The sequence below is a fragment of the Candidatus Magasanikbacteria bacterium RIFOXYB2_FULL_38_10 genome, assembly GCA_001783145.1.
Lineage (GTDB): Bacteria > Patescibacteriota > Patescibacteriia > Magasanikbacterales > UBA10003 > GWC2-40-17.
This window is the reverse complement of record MFQT01000002.1, coordinates 1-15,228: the sequence shown is the minus strand read 5'-3', so window position 1 is coordinate 15,228 and position 15,228 is coordinate 1. Positions and strand designations below refer to the sequence as shown.

At 42.8% G+C, this 15,228-nt stretch carries 13 protein-coding genes, 3 tRNA genes and 1 pseudogene; 10 read left to right on the top strand and 7 right to left on the bottom strand.

Translation table 11 applies throughout. The features are described from left to right. The 4 genes and pseudogenes from A2294_02625 to A2294_02610 all read left to right on the top strand — a co-directional run bounded on the left by A2294_02625 (position 1) and on the right by A2294_02610 (position 1,423). Positions 1-451: pseudogene (locus tag A2294_02625) on the top strand (hypothetical protein). Between the two features lie 14 nt (positions 452-465). Next, complete coding sequence (locus A2294_02620) at positions 466-1,185, top strand: hypothetical protein (GenBank protein OGH86127.1); 720 nt, start codon at positions 466-468, stop codon at positions 1,183-1,185. 52 nt (positions 1,186-1,237) lie between these two features. Beyond that, a tRNA-Ser gene (locus A2294_02615) sits at positions 1,238-1,324 on the top strand. A gap of 9 nt (positions 1,325-1,333) precedes the next feature. Beyond that, positions 1,334-1,423 (top strand) — tRNA-Ser (locus tag A2294_02610). A 56-nt stretch (positions 1,424-1,479) separates the two neighbouring features. Here the strand turns inward: A2294_02610 and A2294_02605 are convergent. Then, positions 1,480-2,712, bottom strand: a complete 1,233-nt coding sequence (locus A2294_02605; protein ID OGH86126.1) for a hypothetical protein — start codon at positions 2,710-2,712, stop codon at positions 1,480-1,482. A 185-nt stretch (positions 2,713-2,897) separates the two neighbouring features. On the opposite strand from A2294_02605, the gene A2294_02600 reads away from it, so the two are divergent. The 6 genes from A2294_02600 (at position 2,898) to A2294_02575 (ending at position 8,591) form a co-directional block, all read left to right on the top strand. Next, the gene (locus A2294_02600; GenBank protein OGH86125.1) at positions 2,898-3,365 is read left to right on the top strand and encodes a hypothetical protein; all 468 of its coding nucleotides are present in this window, start codon (positions 2,898-2,900) and stop codon (positions 3,363-3,365) included. Position 3,366: 1 nt separating this feature from the next. After that, a complete protein-coding gene (locus A2294_02595; protein OGH86124.1) occupies positions 3,367-3,597 on the top strand; it encodes a hypothetical protein in 231 nt (76 codons plus the stop codon). 1 nt (position 3,598) lies between these two features. Continuing rightward, the gene (locus tag A2294_02590; GenBank protein OGH86123.1) at positions 3,599-5,554 is read left to right on the top strand and encodes a hypothetical protein; all 1,956 of its coding nucleotides are present in this window, start codon (positions 3,599-3,601) and stop codon (positions 5,552-5,554) included. 463 nt (positions 5,555-6,017) lie between these two features. Then, positions 6,018-6,341: a hypothetical protein gene (locus tag A2294_02585; GenBank protein OGH86122.1), complete on the top strand. Its 324-nt coding sequence runs from the start codon at positions 6,018-6,020 to the stop codon at positions 6,339-6,341. Between the two features lie 691 nt (positions 6,342-7,032). Then, positions 7,033-7,236 (top strand): hypothetical protein, encoded by a 204-nt coding sequence (locus A2294_02580; GenBank protein OGH86121.1) that lies wholly within the window; start codon positions 7,033-7,035, stop codon positions 7,234-7,236. An 80-nt stretch (positions 7,237-7,316) separates the two neighbouring features. Beyond that, positions 7,317-8,591: a hypothetical protein gene (locus A2294_02575; GenBank protein OGH86120.1), complete on the top strand. Its 1,275-nt coding sequence runs from the start codon at positions 7,317-7,319 to the stop codon at positions 8,589-8,591. 1,189 nt (positions 8,592-9,780) lie between these two features. Here the strand turns inward: A2294_02575 and A2294_02570 are convergent. From A2294_02570 to A2294_02545, 6 genes are all read right to left on the bottom strand, one after another. Further along, a complete protein-coding gene (locus A2294_02570; protein OGH86119.1) occupies positions 9,781-10,389 on the bottom strand; it encodes an ATP-dependent Clp endopeptidase, proteolytic subunit ClpP in 609 nt (202 codons plus the stop codon). Between the two features lie 173 nt (positions 10,390-10,562). Next, positions 10,563-10,648: transfer RNA gene (locus A2294_02565), tRNA-Tyr, on the bottom strand. Positions 10,649-10,668: 20 nt separating this feature from the next. Beyond that, positions 10,669-11,685: a hypothetical protein gene (locus A2294_02560; protein ID OGH86118.1), complete on the bottom strand. Its 1,017-nt coding sequence runs from the start codon at positions 11,683-11,685 to the stop codon at positions 10,669-10,671. Positions 11,686-11,735: 50 nt separating this feature from the next. Continuing rightward, positions 11,736-12,935 (bottom strand): tyrosine--tRNA ligase, encoded by a 1,200-nt coding sequence (locus A2294_02555; protein OGH86181.1) that lies wholly within the window; start codon positions 12,933-12,935, stop codon positions 11,736-11,738. A gap of 109 nt (positions 12,936-13,044) precedes the next feature. Continuing rightward, positions 13,045-14,163 (bottom strand): hypothetical protein, encoded by a 1,119-nt coding sequence (locus A2294_02550; protein OGH86117.1) that lies wholly within the window; start codon positions 14,161-14,163, stop codon positions 13,045-13,047. Between the two features lie 107 nt (positions 14,164-14,270). Continuing rightward, entirely contained in the window at positions 14,271-14,966 is a 696-nt protein-coding gene (locus A2294_02545; protein OGH86116.1) for a hypothetical protein, read from the bottom strand. Positions 14,967-15,228 lie beyond the last annotated feature (262 nt).

Below are 15,228 nucleotides of genomic sequence, written 5' to 3'. Positions count from 1 at the left end.
TACTTCAAACAATAATTTAAACACCGCGCCCACAACAACTACAATTACTCCGGTTAAATTAACTCAAGAAGAAGTAAAAGTTGCTAATAACGAATTGGCTATTAAAAATGTGGCTAAAAATTTTGTAGAACGATTTGGGTCATATAGCATGGAAGCTAATTTTAGCAATTTTGCCGAAATTCAAGATTTGGTCACGCCTACGGTTGCGGCCTGGCTCAAAATTTATCCGGAAGATTTAAAGAAAAAAAATCCTTTGGGATTTGAAAGTGTGACTACTTTGGCTCTTAGTCAAAAAATAGAAAATTTGCAAAAAAATAAAGCCTCCGTAATTGTTTCTACCCAGCGTCAGCAAAGAATAAATGGTGTTGACTCTTTATCTTACAATGACATGAAATTGAATCTGGTTTTGTCTAAGGGGGTTTGGTTGGTTGATGGGGCTTTTTGGCAATAATTTTGGAAAATTTAATGAAGGAGGAAATTTTTAAAATTATAAACAAAATCAGGGATACTATTTTCCCTGTTTTTTGTATTTTTTGTGAGAAAGAGGGAATGGCGGTTTGCCAAAATTGTTTGAAAGAAATTGAATCGGTACCGCAATTTTTTTGTCCGGTTTGTTATAAAGATAATTTAAATGGTGGCTCCACCTGTTTTTTTTGCCAAGCAAATTCTTTTTTAGATGGAGTTATGGCTTTAGGCAGTTATCAAGAAAAAAAGTTACGGCAGGCAATTTTAGAATATAAATATAATTTTAAAAGAAATGTTTTTATTGTTTTTGAACATTTGGCCGATGATTTTTTATCTAAGGTTTCTTTTCATGATATTTTTATCAAAAAATTAAATTGGCTGTTTGTTCCCGTGCCTCTTCATCGCAGCCGATATTGGGAAAGGGGATTTAATCAGGCAGAAGAATTGGCTAAAATGTTAGCGAGCCGAGTGGGGAAGGAAGTGGGCGCTGGGATTTTGAAGAGGGTTAAAAAAACTTCTCGGCAAGTGGGTTTGGGCAGGACAGAGAGAATTAAAAATTTAGCCGGAGGTTTCATTGTTGAAAAAGAGTTATCAGGGCGTGATATAATTTTAGTTGATGATGTTTTTACCACCGGAGCCACTTTGCAAGAATGCGCCAAGGTTTTAAAACAAGCCGGCGCCGGTTTAATTTGGTCTTTAACCGTGGCAAGGGAGAGATAGGGTAATGGGACTTGCTAAGGAGATAAAAATTTGATAGGATAATACCATAATTGGAGAGGTGGCTGAGCGGCTTAAAGCAGCAGGTTGCTAACCTGCGCCCCCGTAAGGGGGCTCGTGGGTCCGAATCCCACCCTCTCCGTTTTTGTTTGGAGAGGTGGCAGAGTGGTCTAATGCGACAGTCTTGAAAACTGTTGTCCTTGTAAGAGGACCGTGGGTCCGAATCCCACCCTCTCCGCCAATTTTTACATTTTAAAAGATCTCATCAAGCGATGGGATCTTTTTGAAATTCAATAATTATTTACTTGCCGATAAACCAGCTAAATATCCCGAAGACCAGGCCCATTGCAGATTAAATCCACCTGAATCTCCATCTACATCAATTATTTCTCCGGCAAAAAAGAGATGAGGAATTTTTTTTGATTCTAGTGTCTTGGCGTCAATTTCTTTTGCATCAACACCACCGGCCGTCACCTGGGCTTCTTTAAAGGGGCGGGTTTTGCTAATTGTTAGAGTTAAATTTTTTAAAACCCCAACAACTGAAACTCTCTCCAATTTAGAAATGCGAGAAGATTTCTTTTCCGGATCAATTGCCAGATTAATCAAAATTGTTTTTATCAGTTCAACTGGAATGATCCCTGCCAGGGCATTTTTTATCTCTTTGGCTCCGTTGACATTTAAAATAGTCTCTATTTTTTTATCTAATTCTTTTTTGGTTTCCTCGGGAATTGCATCAATGTGCACCTCTATTTTTTTTGTAGGCAGTAATAAACCTACATTTCTAGCCTGTTTCATAATAGCTGGCCCGGATAAACCAAAGTGGGTAAATAAAATATCGCCTTGGCTTTGGGAAATAATTTTTCCGTCAGCTGTGAGTTTGACTGTTCCTTCAATTCTTAATCCCTGAATATTTTTAGGCCAAGATTCCACTGTTTCCAAAGGTGTTAAAGCCGGATGGGGAAAAATAATGGTGTGTCCAAGTTTTTCTGACCAATATAAACCATCACCGGATGAGCCAAATTGGAAGGAGGCTTTGCCGCCGGTGGTAAGAATTAAATTTTTGGCTTCAATTTTAAAATCGCCAGTGGTTTTTTGGCCGCTTAAGAGCCAATTTTTTTCATAGTGGATATTTTTAACCGAAGCCTTTGTTTCCACGCTAACTTTTAATTTTTTTAATTCATAATCTAGGGCTTCCACAACAGAGGAAGCCTGGTTGGTGCGCGGAAAAATGCGGCCATTATTTTCTTCTTTTAAAATTACGCCCAAAGATTCAAAGTACTCCGTCACTTTATATTGATCAAAAGCGGAAAGAATTTGTTTGATAAATTCCGGATTAGCGCCGTGATAATTTGAAACATCTATATTTTTATTGGTAAGATTGCAACGGCCATTGCCTGTAGCCAAAATTTTACGCCCGATTATCTCGTTTTTTTCTAATAAAATAACCTGCCGGCCTTGCTTTGCGGCAGTAATGGCAGCCATAATTCCGGCCGGACCGGCTCCGATAATGGCAATATCAAAGGTTTTCATAGCTTAAAGTTTAATTTGACTCTATTATAGCCTGGCTCTGCCTTTTTGAAAAGCCGGAGACGGACAAAAAGCCTCTCTTTTAACATAATTATTTTTTTGATATAATCTTTAGAGATGAGTTTAAAAGTAAATTAATAACCAGTGACTGTTGCGGGTTGCAACAAAATTGGGTTTAATGTTAAAATATGGCAACTAAAAAAGCCAGTAAAAAAATTGTCGTAGCTGAAACCAAAACAAACAAAGGCGATTTTTTTTCCAATTTGATTAATAAGGTCGGTAAAAAAGCGTCTCCACCTCCCGAAGATTGGGATTTAGATCGCGATGAAGGACAGCTTTCGGTTGACGTGGGGGAAAAAGACGGCCGCTTGGTAATTGTGGCTACCATTGCCGGAGCGCGGCCCGAGGATATTTCTGTTAACATCCATAATGATCTTTTAACCATCAGGGGACAAAGACATCGCGAGGTGGATATTGATGACAAAAATTATTTTTACCGTGAATGTTATTGGGGCAATTTTTCCCGTACCATTGTTTTGCCGGTTGATGTTTTAACTGACGAGGCTATGGGCACTTTTAAAAACGGCGTTTTAACCATTGTTATCCCTAAGGAATCTGCCAAAAAGAAAGTGCCAATTAAAGTTTTAGAAGAATAATATGTCCAAAGAAAAAAAATTAGTTGGTGTTATAGATAGATTAGAAGAAAAAAAGGCTGTTTTGAAATTTGATGACGGTCAAACTTTAAACATTGATATTAATTTTTTACCGGAGAATTCCGGCGAGGGTAGTGTTGTGGAAATAAAAATAGAAGAGCCTGGTGGTAGAGCAACAGAGGAAAGGGCCAAACAAGCCAAAGCAATTTTAAATGAGATTTTGAAAAAAGATTAGTATGGCCGAAACAGTGAATGAAAACGAAAATAAGCGAACTGCTAAATATACCTTGTGGCTTACTTTAGCCGCTCTTTTTTTATTTTGTTTTTTAGTGGCCGGTTTTTTGGTCCTGCTGGTTCAGTTGCCGGCGGGTTCTATATCTAAGGGGGTAAGTATCGGCCCAATTGATGTGGGTGGCTTAAATATAGAGCAAGCCAGAAAATTAATTGTTCAACCAACAGATGCAATTTTAAATAAAGGCGCGGTATTTAATTATAAAAATATTTCCCTCAACTTGCCTTCGGTGGCCGATTCCTCCATCAATCCGGACATTTCCGCTACTATTTTTGATTATGATTTGGATAAAACTGTAGCCAAAGCTTTTAAAGTAGGGCGAGAGGGCAACAGACTGGAACAAGCTTTGAATAGACTTTATGTTAGATTTTTTGGAGTTAAGGTTCCTTTGGAATATTATTTATCGGCAAATGAGGTAAATAAATTTTTACATTTTAATTTGGCTAATATAGAGGTGCCTAATAAGAATGCCAGTTTAAAAATTGAAGACGGAGAAATTTTAAAAGTGACAACAATAGCTGAATCAGCGGGAAAAATTTTTGATTATGAAACGGCCTTTAAAACATTGAAAAATAACTTAGGAGAGGCCAGCTCTGATCCAATTATTTTGCATCTGATTGAAAGTCAACCGGAAATTTTTAAATGGCAAGCAGAAGAACTCAAGCCGCTTTTAGCGCAAGCTTTATCCGCCGGAGAAATAGTTTTAATTTCCGGTGAAAAACAATTTAAGGTTTCGGCCAAAGAATGGGCGCGGTGGGTGGTTTTAAAAAATAATAATGAAAAAGTCGGTTTGGCAATTGAGGCTAGTCTTTTAGAAGAGTATTTAAAAAAACAAGTAGATTATCAACTGGAAACACAATTTGAAGAAGCGCGTTTTATTGTAGAAAACGGCCGAGTAAAGGAATTTAAACCTGGTCAGGCAGGGGAGAAAGTTAATGTACCTGTTGTGGTAGCGGCTGCGGAAAATGCTTTGTTTAATGGTGGAGAAAGAAAGATAAAACTGGTTAAAGAAATTGTAGAACCGGAATTAACTTTATCTAAAGTAAATAATTTTGGTATTAAAGAATTATTGGGGGAAGGGCAAACTAATTTTAAAGGCAGTCCTGTTAATCGCCGTAAAAATATTGCTGTGGGCGCGGCGGCCTTGAACGGGGTTTTAATTAAACCCGGTGAAATCCTTTCTGTAATAGAAAAATTAAGACCAATTGATGATACCAATGGGTATTTACCGGAACTGGTAATTAAGGGTAATAAAACAAAACCGGAATTTGGCGGCGGTTTGTGTCAAGTTTCCACTACTATTTTTAGGGCGGTGTTAGCCTCGGGTCTGCCGGTGTTGGAGCGGGCTAATCATGCTTACCGCGTTTCTTATTATGAGCCGCCAGTGGGTATTGATGCCACCATCTATGATCCGGCTCCCGACTTTAAATTTATCAACGATACGGCCAATCATATTTTAGTGCAAACCAAAATAGACGGCGATAATTTAATTTTTCAGTTCTGGGGTGCCAAAGATGGGCGTTCGGTAAGAAGGACTGATCCCAAAGTCTACAACATTAAATCACCACCGCCATCCAAATTAGTTGAAACTTTGGATTTGCCGGTGGGACAGAAAAAATGCACAGAAAAAGCGCATGCCGGGGCCGATGCTAGTTTTACTTATACAGTTGCTTATGCCGACGGAACCATTAAAACGCAAGATTTTGTCAGCCGTTATAGACCTTGGGGTGAAGTTTGTATGATTGGCGTAGAAAAGTTAAGTGAACCGGCTACGACTGATGGATTTTTGTCAGCCACCTCTACTGCGCCTGGTGGCAGTGCCCCTGCCGAATCACCGGCATCGGCCGTACCTGTATCCCCAATAATTCCCTCTACGCCCTCAGCCACCGGCAATTATTAAAAACAAACCCCCTTCCTTTGCAGGTTGGGGTTTGTTTGGTAAAAGCCTTTTTAAAGTAGGTGTTCAAGAAGATTTGTCAAAGGATAAGTCGAGTCAGAGACCGGATCTTTCCTTCGACAAATCCCCATGCTTGTCGTGAACACCTACTTTGATGGGGCTTTTTTGTTAAAGCCATCTTTATTTTGCTTTTGGATCAAGCACGAAGATGACTGATTATTCTACCATATCAGGGGTTGTTTGTCAAGGGTAGTGAGGGGGAAAAGGTTTGAAGGTTGAGTTTTTAGGATTTCTTTGGCTAGATTTAGCGAAAAAATATTAGACATGTTACGAGCGAAATTAATTTAGGCTTATAAAAAAAGCCTGTCCGAGGTTAGGGGGACAGGCGGCAAGTGACAGGGAGCGGGGCGAGTTGTTCACGGGTCTACGGTCGCCTTCGGTGACGAGCGCGGTAGACAATCAGGCGGTGCCAAAGGCTACTGGCCCAGTAACTACCGTGATGGGCGAGCCAGACCAAGAGCCAGAGGAACAGATCCAAGAGCCGGCGCAGAAGCGGTTCAAGGATGTGATTCCGTACCCAGCGGGCCACCCAGCGCAAGAGAGGCCAGATGACACGACGCCAAAGGGTCCTGGCAATTCGTCCCAAGAGCCTGGCAAACCGCTTGGCCAAGGGTGGGGAAAAAAGATCCAGCCCCACATAAATTGCCAGGAACAGCAGGCCAATCGTCACTATTTGCCCAATGAAGAAATCTATCATTTTGGCCTCCTTGTGTTTAGGTTGGGAGTTTAAAAGGACTATTTTAACTTTAAATTATAGCACATTTTGGCCTTTTTGTCAAGGCCGGGCTTGCTTGCACGCTAAGCTATTGACAAAAAATGCCAATCTGATAGGGTAAAAAGTCAATCTAAAGAAAGGTTGATAGGGCGCGACGTAAGCAGGTCTGTCCTTTTGGGATGACGTTCGGGCTGTCGCGTCGGTTATTTACAAATGTGAGGACGAATTTCAGTCTGTCTTGTTGGACGAGGGGCTGGGTGTCCTCACAGACAATTTTGCAGGGACGAGAAGTGCATTGGCTTTTATGGCCGAGTGATGCAATGTCCCCGTTTGATTTTTGGGAGTGGACGAGAGGTAGGATGTTTTTAAACGCGGCTCATTGTGTCCGCTTTCATTATACAAGGCGGTGACGAAGAGGATTGTGTTTTTGTAAAAACGTGTGTTCAACTGTCATCGCCAGAGAGTTTAGCGGCCGCATCAACTGCTGTCCCAAAGGACGAATAGCTAAGTGGCCGCTTAATAATTTGATGGACGATAGTTGGGATGTCCCTGGGACGCTCCTGCTTCTGTCCATCAATAGTCAAAACGCGGACGAGTCAATGGATGGCCTTTAGGCCAGTTGAATAGTTGTCCGCGTGTACATTGCGCTGACGGTAGTAGGAAGTGTCTTTGTTAGAAGACGAAAGTCGTACTGTCAGCGCATAAAATGGTGGCGACGAAGCTGAAAATGCGCTTTGGTGCGTTTGGAAATTTGTTGCCATCAGAAATTTTTGGGCAGGCGAACCTACCATTGTTGGCAAAAGCAACGATCCGGAAGGTGTTTGCCCATTTGTTCAAAGACGGACGAATGTTGCGCTGTCTTAAACAGGCGTACCGAGGAGGTGTCCGTCTGGTTCCTAATTGTCCTTAAGCCAAGGCGGCTTTAAGGACGGGTTCCTTACAAGTGTCCCTTAGGGGACATACTGCCCCAAAAGGGCAAGGAGAAGTGAGATGGAAAGATTCATCGGCATCAGACACCGGGTCAAGAAAACCACGGCCGGGCAAGCGCGACCCACCCAGATCTTCATCTTGGGTGGCGGGAAAAAGGGCCAGGATTTGGTTTTGGACTTGCCCGACGAGCAGTCCGAGTTGGATTTTGCCCATGGCGTTTTGGTCGCGGCCATGCGTGACGTGAAAATGGGAGAAGATGTTTCCATTTTTCCGCCGCATCAGCTGGGTTGGCGCAAGGTCAAGGACGATGAAGACGTCAGTGCTCTCCCTAAGGGCTTTTTCAAGAAGGAAGGCAAGGACAGGTATGTCCTCGGCAAAGTCCCCGCGGCCTTTGAAGGCCTGCGCGAGGGCGATGTGGTGGGCATGATTCTGGGCGGATCGGGCGATCGCCTGGCCGCCGCGCTTTCCCGCAGCGGAGAGAATGTTGGTGCGAGCGTTTACCGTGTACCGTCCTTTGTCTTCAAGAACTGGCGCGGTCAGGATGAGGACAAGGACAAGGACGCCGAACTGCTTGCGCAGAAGGTGCGGAACGAGCGTGGATCCTTCTACAAGGTGGAGTCGCGTGATCGCGCCTTCATCCGCGTCTCCGAGGCCCTGTCTTTTCGGCAGGAAGCTTTGGCGGCGCGTATTGCCTGTGAACAGCGTCTGCATGCTTCCTTCATCGGCAGTATCTTTCTCTCGGAAAGAGGGCTTTACCCAGAAGGCATGATTGAGAAAGAATACCAGCGCCGCTCGGCCAACGATATGGTTTTGCAGAACTTGGAAGAGGAACTGAAGCGCCGGGAAAGTGAGCTCAAGAAGGCGGTGGAAGCTACGGCTCTGTGGGACAGGGTTTTTGCGCCGATTTCGGGCGTAGGTCCCCGCCTCGCTGCCGCTTTCATTGCCAGCATCGTGGATATTCGCCGCTTTGAGACCGATGCCAAGCTCAAGGCCTACTGCGGCGCGCATGTTCTGCCCGACGGACGGTTCCCGCGTCGTCGTGGCGGAGAAGTGGCCAACTGGAGTCCGGATCTGCGCCAAGCGCTGTATTTGCTTGGCGACCAGTTCAACCGCCGTCCCGACTCCGTGTGTGGACAGAAGCTGATCTCCTACAAGGCGAAGTTCCGCGACCGCCATGCCAAGGAAATTGGCACGAACGGCAAGTCGCGTTACTCCGACGGGCACATCCACCGCATGGCCACCTGGCGCACTCTCACCAAGTTCGTGGAATGGCTGTGGAAGGAGTGGTGGAAACTGGAGAAGGATCGCCAGCGTGAGGAGCGCCAGGCTGCGTAAGGATTGGGGTAGGCGAAGGTTGCCTTGTCCGTAAGGACGACTGATGCCTTGCTTGCCCCCTTGATTTAGTTGGGTCGGACGGAGAACGCTCTGTTTTAAACGGACATGATCGTGTTTGGCCCAGCTACTTGTTTTGGGTGGATGATTGCTATATTGTCCAAAAAGACGAATAGATGCTTATCTGGAAAGATGAATACCGAAGTGTCTGCCTAATGTTGCTTGTCCGCAACATCACCCCCGTAGCTGGTAATCTGGCTACGGGTTTTTTTTGGGCACACTCTCTTGATTCTTTTTTCTTAATCTGTTAGTGTAAAAAAACAGTTCTTTGAGAATAAAAAGGGGGACGACAAGATGAATGTTTTAAAACGTTGGAATTCGTGTCCCCTTAAAATGGTGGTGACAGCAGGCTTCTTGTCTTTGTGTGTGGTGAATACCCGTCATCACCAGAAAATAAAGCGGCCTAATGAAAGACTGTCTTGTTAAAGACGAAGGTTGATGTGACCGCTTGGTATATGATGGACGAATCCTACTTTGTCTGAAAAGACGCAGACCGGGGTGTCCGTCAAAAGTAAAACGCGGACGACAATAAACGTGTTTTAAAACGACTGGGTTGATGTCCGCGTTTAAATTGCGCTGATTAGAATAACCCTGTTTTTATAAAAAAAACGAAAGTGGCTTTGTCAGCGCAAGACAATGTAAGGGCAGGCGAGTTTCCCGCTGTTGTCAAAAGCAACGATACGGAGGGTGCTTGCCCATTTGTTTAAAGACGGACGAACTTGATCCTGCCACAAAAAGGCGCAAAACGCCTTGTCCGTCCGGTGCTACCAGGAGCAGACGTTTGGTAAGGTGTTAAAAAACCGCCGACTCGTTTGTCTGCTCTCTTGTTCTTTTTAAGTGGACGAGGATTGGGATGGACTTTTAGGCCGACATTATTGTTGTCCACTTCGGTGCTTTTTAAAAGTGGTGGCGACGAGAGGCTTCATGTTTTTTGATAAACGAATGAGCCTTTGTTGCTACCAGAGAATGAAGCGGCTTAAGATGGCAATGTCTTGCTAAAAGACGTTAGAAGAAGTGGCCGCTTATTTTTAGGGCGGACGAGTCCCGCTTTGTTCAAAAGAACGAATATATGTAAGTCCGCCCAAATCAAAACCCCGCAACTGGTAACCTGGCTACGGGGTCTTTTTTTAATCTATTTTTTTATTATCTTATCCACCAGTCCATATTTCTGTGCTTCTTCCGGACTCATAAAGTAATCACGATCAGTATCTTTTTCTATTTTTTCTATAGGTTGATTGGTATGCTCGGCCAAGAGTTTATTTAGTCTGTCCTTGATTTTTAAAATATGCTCCGCTCGGATTTTAACATCGGTAGCTTGGCCTTCTGCTCCGCCCATCACTTGATGAATCATCACCTCGGCATTGGGCAGTATAAATCTTTTGCCCTTTTGTCCGGCGGCCAGTAGCACCGCGCCCATACTTGCCGCCATGCCAATGCAGATAGTAGAAACATCCGGTTTAATGTATTGCATGGTATCGTAAATGGCTAATCCGGCGGTGACTGATCCCCCCGGAGAGTTGATGTACAATTTAATTTCTTTATCTTTGCTTTGATTTTCTAAAAACAAAAGCTGGGCAATGACGGTGTTGGCTACGGCATCATCCACGGCTGTACCCAAAAAAATTATCCTGTCTTTTAACAGACGAGAATAAATATCATAAGCTCGTTCGCCGTAAGAGGTTTTTTCTATTACGGTAGGAATTAAAAATTGGGATTTGATTTCGTTGTTTTCTTTAGACATAAATTTAAAAATAAAATGGTGACTTACATCACTTATTATAGAGTTTTTAATCTAATTTCGCAAGAGGTTGTATTGCAGATGGTATTGTTTTCGTGGATTATCAATAAAAAAAGGCGCGAGAAAAATTGTTGTCTTTTTCCGCGCCTTGTTCAGTCTGCCTCCGTTTTGGAGGCTGGTGCCGAGAGTGGGATTCGAACCCACGAAGGCCTAAGCCAACGGTTTTACAGACCGCTCCCTTTGACCGCTTGGGTATCTCGGCGCTAAAATTAATTGTATTATTTATAGAACATTTTTCCGTCTCTCCGACCACTCTTCATACCAATTTGAAAGTCGCAGGATAAGAAAGGCAATTATCAGCAGACTTAAGGCTATCCAGCTTGAGCTTGATACATTTGCTTTTTCTTGGAGTACTTTAATTGGTACTAAGAGAAAAAGCATTTGCGCAAATGGGACTAAAGACATGCTGGCCAGCCACCAGGCTTTGATTTTTAATTTTTGCTCACCGGTTCCGGAGGTTTTCTGGTTAGCGATTAAAAAGGCTGAAAAACCTATTCCGTTTGATAATACACCGATAGCAATTAAGGAAATGAGGGAAACCGAATTTATCTCCCGAAGAAGGCTGAATTCGCCAAATATGAGGGCGTACAAAAAAGAAAATATTACCGTAATAGCTGCCCCGATTAAGGTTAGAATCCCGGGATGAATATCTTTCCACCACTTGCTATCTGTGACTGCGGCATAGCCTCCCTGGGTGGCGGCTACTATCCCTCCCAATCCTAACATCAGGTAAGCAATTTTGTCAAGTCCCTGGCCGTTAAAGGCTGAACCAAGAGCGGCTATGACTGAAATTAAAATACCTAAAAAAGGCAATAATTTAAACTTTTTTTTATCAATCAATCTTAATCCTATCACGCAAAATAATGGCCAAGAAAAATTAAACAGTACTACCAAGGATGCTTGTTTGATATAAATGGCATAAAAATAAGCCAAAGAATAAAGAAATGGCCAAAAAAAACTTAAAACTGACATTTTTAAATATGTTTTTAAATCGTAATTACGAAAGGCCGCCCATGTTTTTTGCCATTCTTCTTTAGGTTTGTCGGCATTTTTGATATTGAACCTGTCAAAAACTCCTATACTCAATAAAAAAGCCACGGTTAGGAGGGAACTAAAATTGATAATTAGGGCGGTGACACCGGCCGGTAAATCTCCGATTACCGCCAAAGCCGGAACGGCTCCCCAGGCCAAAATTATTACGATTGTTAGTAAGACGAGAAAAAAATTATCTTTGCTCATAGGTAGTTAATTAAAAACCCCGTGCCTCAAAAAGAAGCACGGGGAAAAGACTAAGTTTCTACTTTTAAGAAGGATCCTTTGCCAAAACGAATCACGCATCCTTTGTTTACTGTTTGTCTTGAATCAGTGACCGCTTGGCCGTCAATTTGTACAGCGCCTCCTTGGCAGCGCCTCTTTACTTCGCTTTTGGAGGGCAACGATTTTGCCTGTACCAGGATTTCATCCAAAGGCATTTCTGCCGCGGACATTTTAAATGTGGGGACAGCTTCCGTTCCCCCTTCTGATTTTCCAAACAACTTTTCCGTGTCTCGGCGAGCCTTAACAGCCTCTTCCTCGCCATGGACAACCTTAGTTGTTTCAAAAGCCAAAAGACGCTGTGCCTCTCTGGGATTTAAGATCGCCTTTTCAATTTCCTCTAAAGGTAAAAAAGTGAACATCCTGAGCATTTGAGGAACTAATTGGTCGGGCGTTTGAATAAGGTACTGGTAAAAATCAAAGGGACTTGTCTTCTTTGGATCCAGCCAAATCGGTCCCTTTTCCGTTTTTCCCATTTTTTCGCCGCTGGCCGTGGTTAAAAGAGGGAAAGTCAGGGCATGTACCTCCGCACCATGGATTTTTTTGATTAAACTAGCTCCCTGAAGGATATTGGCCCATTGGTCCTGTCCGCCGATTTGCAGACGACAACCAAACTGTTCAAACAACTCCAGAAAATCCCAGGCTTGCAGAACCGGGTAGCAGAATTCCATCAGAGTGAGGCTTCCTTCATCTTTTAGGCGATCGGCAAAGGTGCGCATTTTTACCATCTCGTTTACCGAGAAGACCTTGGCCACCTTGATCATAAAGTCATTTAAAAAAGAGAAATTGCCCATCCAACGGCTGTTATCAATCATCAATGCGGCATTTTCACCGCTGAATCTAAGAAGTCCCATTTCTTCTACCTGCTTTTTCATCTTTTCGCCATTAGCGGCGATATCTTGGGCAGAAAGAAGTTTGCGGCTTGTTTTCTTGCCGGTGGGATCGCCGATCAGACCGGTGGCGCCACCCAAAATAAAGATGACACGATGCCCCGCTTTTTGCAGATGGTGCATTGCCATCAGGGATAACAAATGACCCAAATGCAGGCTATCAGCCGAAGGATCAAAACCCTCGTAGACGGTCGCTCCCGGAGTATTGAGGAGTTTTCTTACTTTTCTGGCATCAGTTGTTTGAAACACAAAATCACGATGGTTCAATAGGTCGTAAGCTTCCATTTTTTTGCCCTCTTGGCTTGTTAAAGTACCCTTGTTAACCATGTTAGTTTTAGTTGATTAACTACTTTAGTAGTAGCATAATTATGCTTTAATGTCAAGCGCCAATTGTTTATGTCAATTGTTTGATTAAATTTTTATAGCACAAAGTCATTTGTCTAACTTGTTTAAGAGGGCAGTATTCATTGGCCCTATGCGCCATTTTAATTTTTCCTGGTCCCCAAATTAGGCAATCGCCCCAGCGTTTAAAATTACCGGCCTGTGTCCAATAGGGCGCTACGATTACTTTCTTTTTTCTTAAGATTTTCCAGCCGGTATCTTGGGCTTTTTGGAAAATAAGGCTTCGGGTGTCAAGTAGGTTGGATTCTCCGATAAATCTGGCTGTCACCTTAGCCAGCGGATCAATTTTATGAATTATTTTTTGAAGTTGTTCTAAAATTTTTTTAGGATTTTCTTTTGGAAGAAATCGTCGGTTGATGGAAATTTGGCAGGAGTCCGGGATAACATTGCTTGCTACGCCGCCATTTATTTGGCAAACAGCTTGAGTTGGGGCGCCAAAAAGTTGATTGGATTTTTTTTCCCATTTTAACTCTAATTTTTGCAGGGCATTGATAGCCGCGGCGGCTTTATAAATAGCGTTGAATTTTTTATTTTTGGATCCGCTGGTTTTGCTGGAATGAAGAGCTTGTCCCGTAAAAGAAACGCGCATATCCATAGCACCTTTTTGCCCGATGATTAAACATCCGTCAGTGGGTTCGGCAATAATTATTTGGGCCGCTCTGTTTTTTATTTTTATTGTTTTAAGAAAAGCTTGACCGCCGGTACAAGCATCTTCTTCATCGGCGTCAAAAAGAAAATAAATATCTTGGTTGGGGGTTTCTTTTATGGAAAGGGCGGCGGAGATAATAGAAGCGAGGCCCGCTTTCATATCTGATGCTCCTAAGCCAAAAATATTTCCTTTTTTGACGTTGCCTTTAAACGGATTGGTTGTCCAGTGATTAGTAAGAGGCACGGTGTCGGTGTGTCCGCTAAAAATCAAAGGATGGGACGAATTTTTACCGGTAAATTTTACAGTTACATTATATAAATCCAAGTCGCCTTTTTTTAATTTGGTAATCAGGCAATTTTTTTTAGGAAATAAAGAAGCAATAAAAAAAGCAATAGCGCGGTTGCTTTTTGTGCACTGGGAATCTAAGGAAATCAGTTTTTTTAAGAGTGCTATTTCATCCATAAATCTTAATGATACGTAAGTTATTTCTAACTTATATTTTGGCCCTTTTTTTAAAAAAAGTCAATTTTTAAGAAAAACCTCGCACAAGTTGTGCGAGGCGTCATGGTTCAAACGTTAAGCCTTATTATTTCCCTTAAAGTTGACTCTAAATGAGGCAAGATGTGAAAATATAGCGGGGGAATTTGATCTCCTGGCGAATTACGAATGAGAGAAGTTATTTGCTCCAGTCTTTCGGCATAGATTTCTTGCATTTTGATTTCGCGACCCAACGGATCGGCCAAGATGCCGGGTTGTGGTTGGAAAGCTTGGGCAGGATCGCCACTATCAAAATAGATAATATCCCACCAAATTTCGCCGACCTTTTTGAGTATGCCTATACCGGCAAATCTTAGCCCGTGTATTTCACAGATCCTTTGAGAAGATGTGTGAGCTTGGGTACACTCAACCCAAAAATTCCAGTTTCTTTGACGAGCAAAATCAATAGCTGCGCCAACCAGCCTAGTCATCGTCCCTTTTGGGGCATTTGGTAAGGATAACCAACGTCCACATTCGTAAACGTCGCCTTTTTTAACCAATGCGGCATGGGCTAGGATTTTCCCTTCATCTTCCATTACCCAGGAGAAGAGATTGCCTTTTTGCCAGTCAGCCAAGATCTCAGTTTGCCAGAGATCGGGCTTGGTTAAAGGTAAATAAGGAAAATAGCATTTCCCGTCTTGTCCTGTCCAAGCAATTCTTGTTAATTCAGCCAATTTGCGCGCCCAATAGGGAACCTCCGTGATCTCGGACCCTGTTAGAATTTTCATCTTTCCCCCTATTTTTGAAAGGACAGTTAATCGTTTTTCAGCGACTTTTATTATCTTAAGATAATATTGATTTTTTGTCAAAGAAAATTTGTTTTTAAAAAAAGGGACAGATGTTTGAAAATAAAACCCCCGCTTTGGCGAGGGTAAGGGTTTTGTTGTTCCTTCTTAATTTAAAAGGACTAAGTTAAAAAACGGCCCAGGCTCATTCTTTCGGCTGCTCGTTCAAAAAGGTGTCGTCGGGGCGGTTCAATGATTTGTTGGC

Coding starts and splice junctions, on each gene's coding strand:
- A2294_02595 (OGH86124.1), top strand. CDS start 3,367: ATGTCCAAAGAAAAAAAATTAGTTGGTGTTATAGATAGATTAGAAGAA.
- A2294_02580 (OGH86121.1), top strand. CDS start 7,033: ATGGTGGCGACGAAGCTGAAAATGCGCTTTGGTGCGTTTGGAAATTTG.
- A2294_02560 (OGH86118.1), bottom strand. CDS start 11,685: ATGAGCAAAGATAATTTTTTTCTCGTCTTACTAACAATCGTAATAATT.
- A2294_02570 (OGH86119.1), bottom strand. CDS start 10,389: ATGTCTAAAGAAAACAACGAAATCAAATCCCAATTTTTAATTCCTACC.
- A2294_02620 (OGH86127.1), top strand. CDS start 466: ATGAAGGAGGAAATTTTTAAAATTATAAACAAAATCAGGGATACTATT.
- A2294_02550 (OGH86117.1), bottom strand. CDS start 14,163: ATGGATGAAATAGCACTCTTAAAAAAACTGATTTCCTTAGATTCCCAG.
- A2294_02545 (OGH86116.1), bottom strand. CDS start 14,966: ATGAAAATTCTAACAGGGTCCGAGATCACGGAGGTTCCCTATTGGGCG.
- A2294_02590 (OGH86123.1), top strand. CDS start 3,599: ATGGCCGAAACAGTGAATGAAAACGAAAATAAGCGAACTGCTAAATAT.
- A2294_02575 (OGH86120.1), top strand. CDS start 7,317: ATGGAAAGATTCATCGGCATCAGACACCGGGTCAAGAAAACCACGGCC.
- A2294_02605 (OGH86126.1), bottom strand. CDS start 2,712: ATGAAAACCTTTGATATTGCCATTATCGGAGCCGGTCCGGCCGGAATT.
- A2294_02555 (OGH86181.1), bottom strand. CDS start 12,935: ATGGAAGCTTACGACCTATTGAACCATCGTGATTTTGTGTTTCAAACA.
- A2294_02600 (OGH86125.1), top strand. CDS start 2,898: ATGGCAACTAAAAAAGCCAGTAAAAAAATTGTCGTAGCTGAAACCAAA.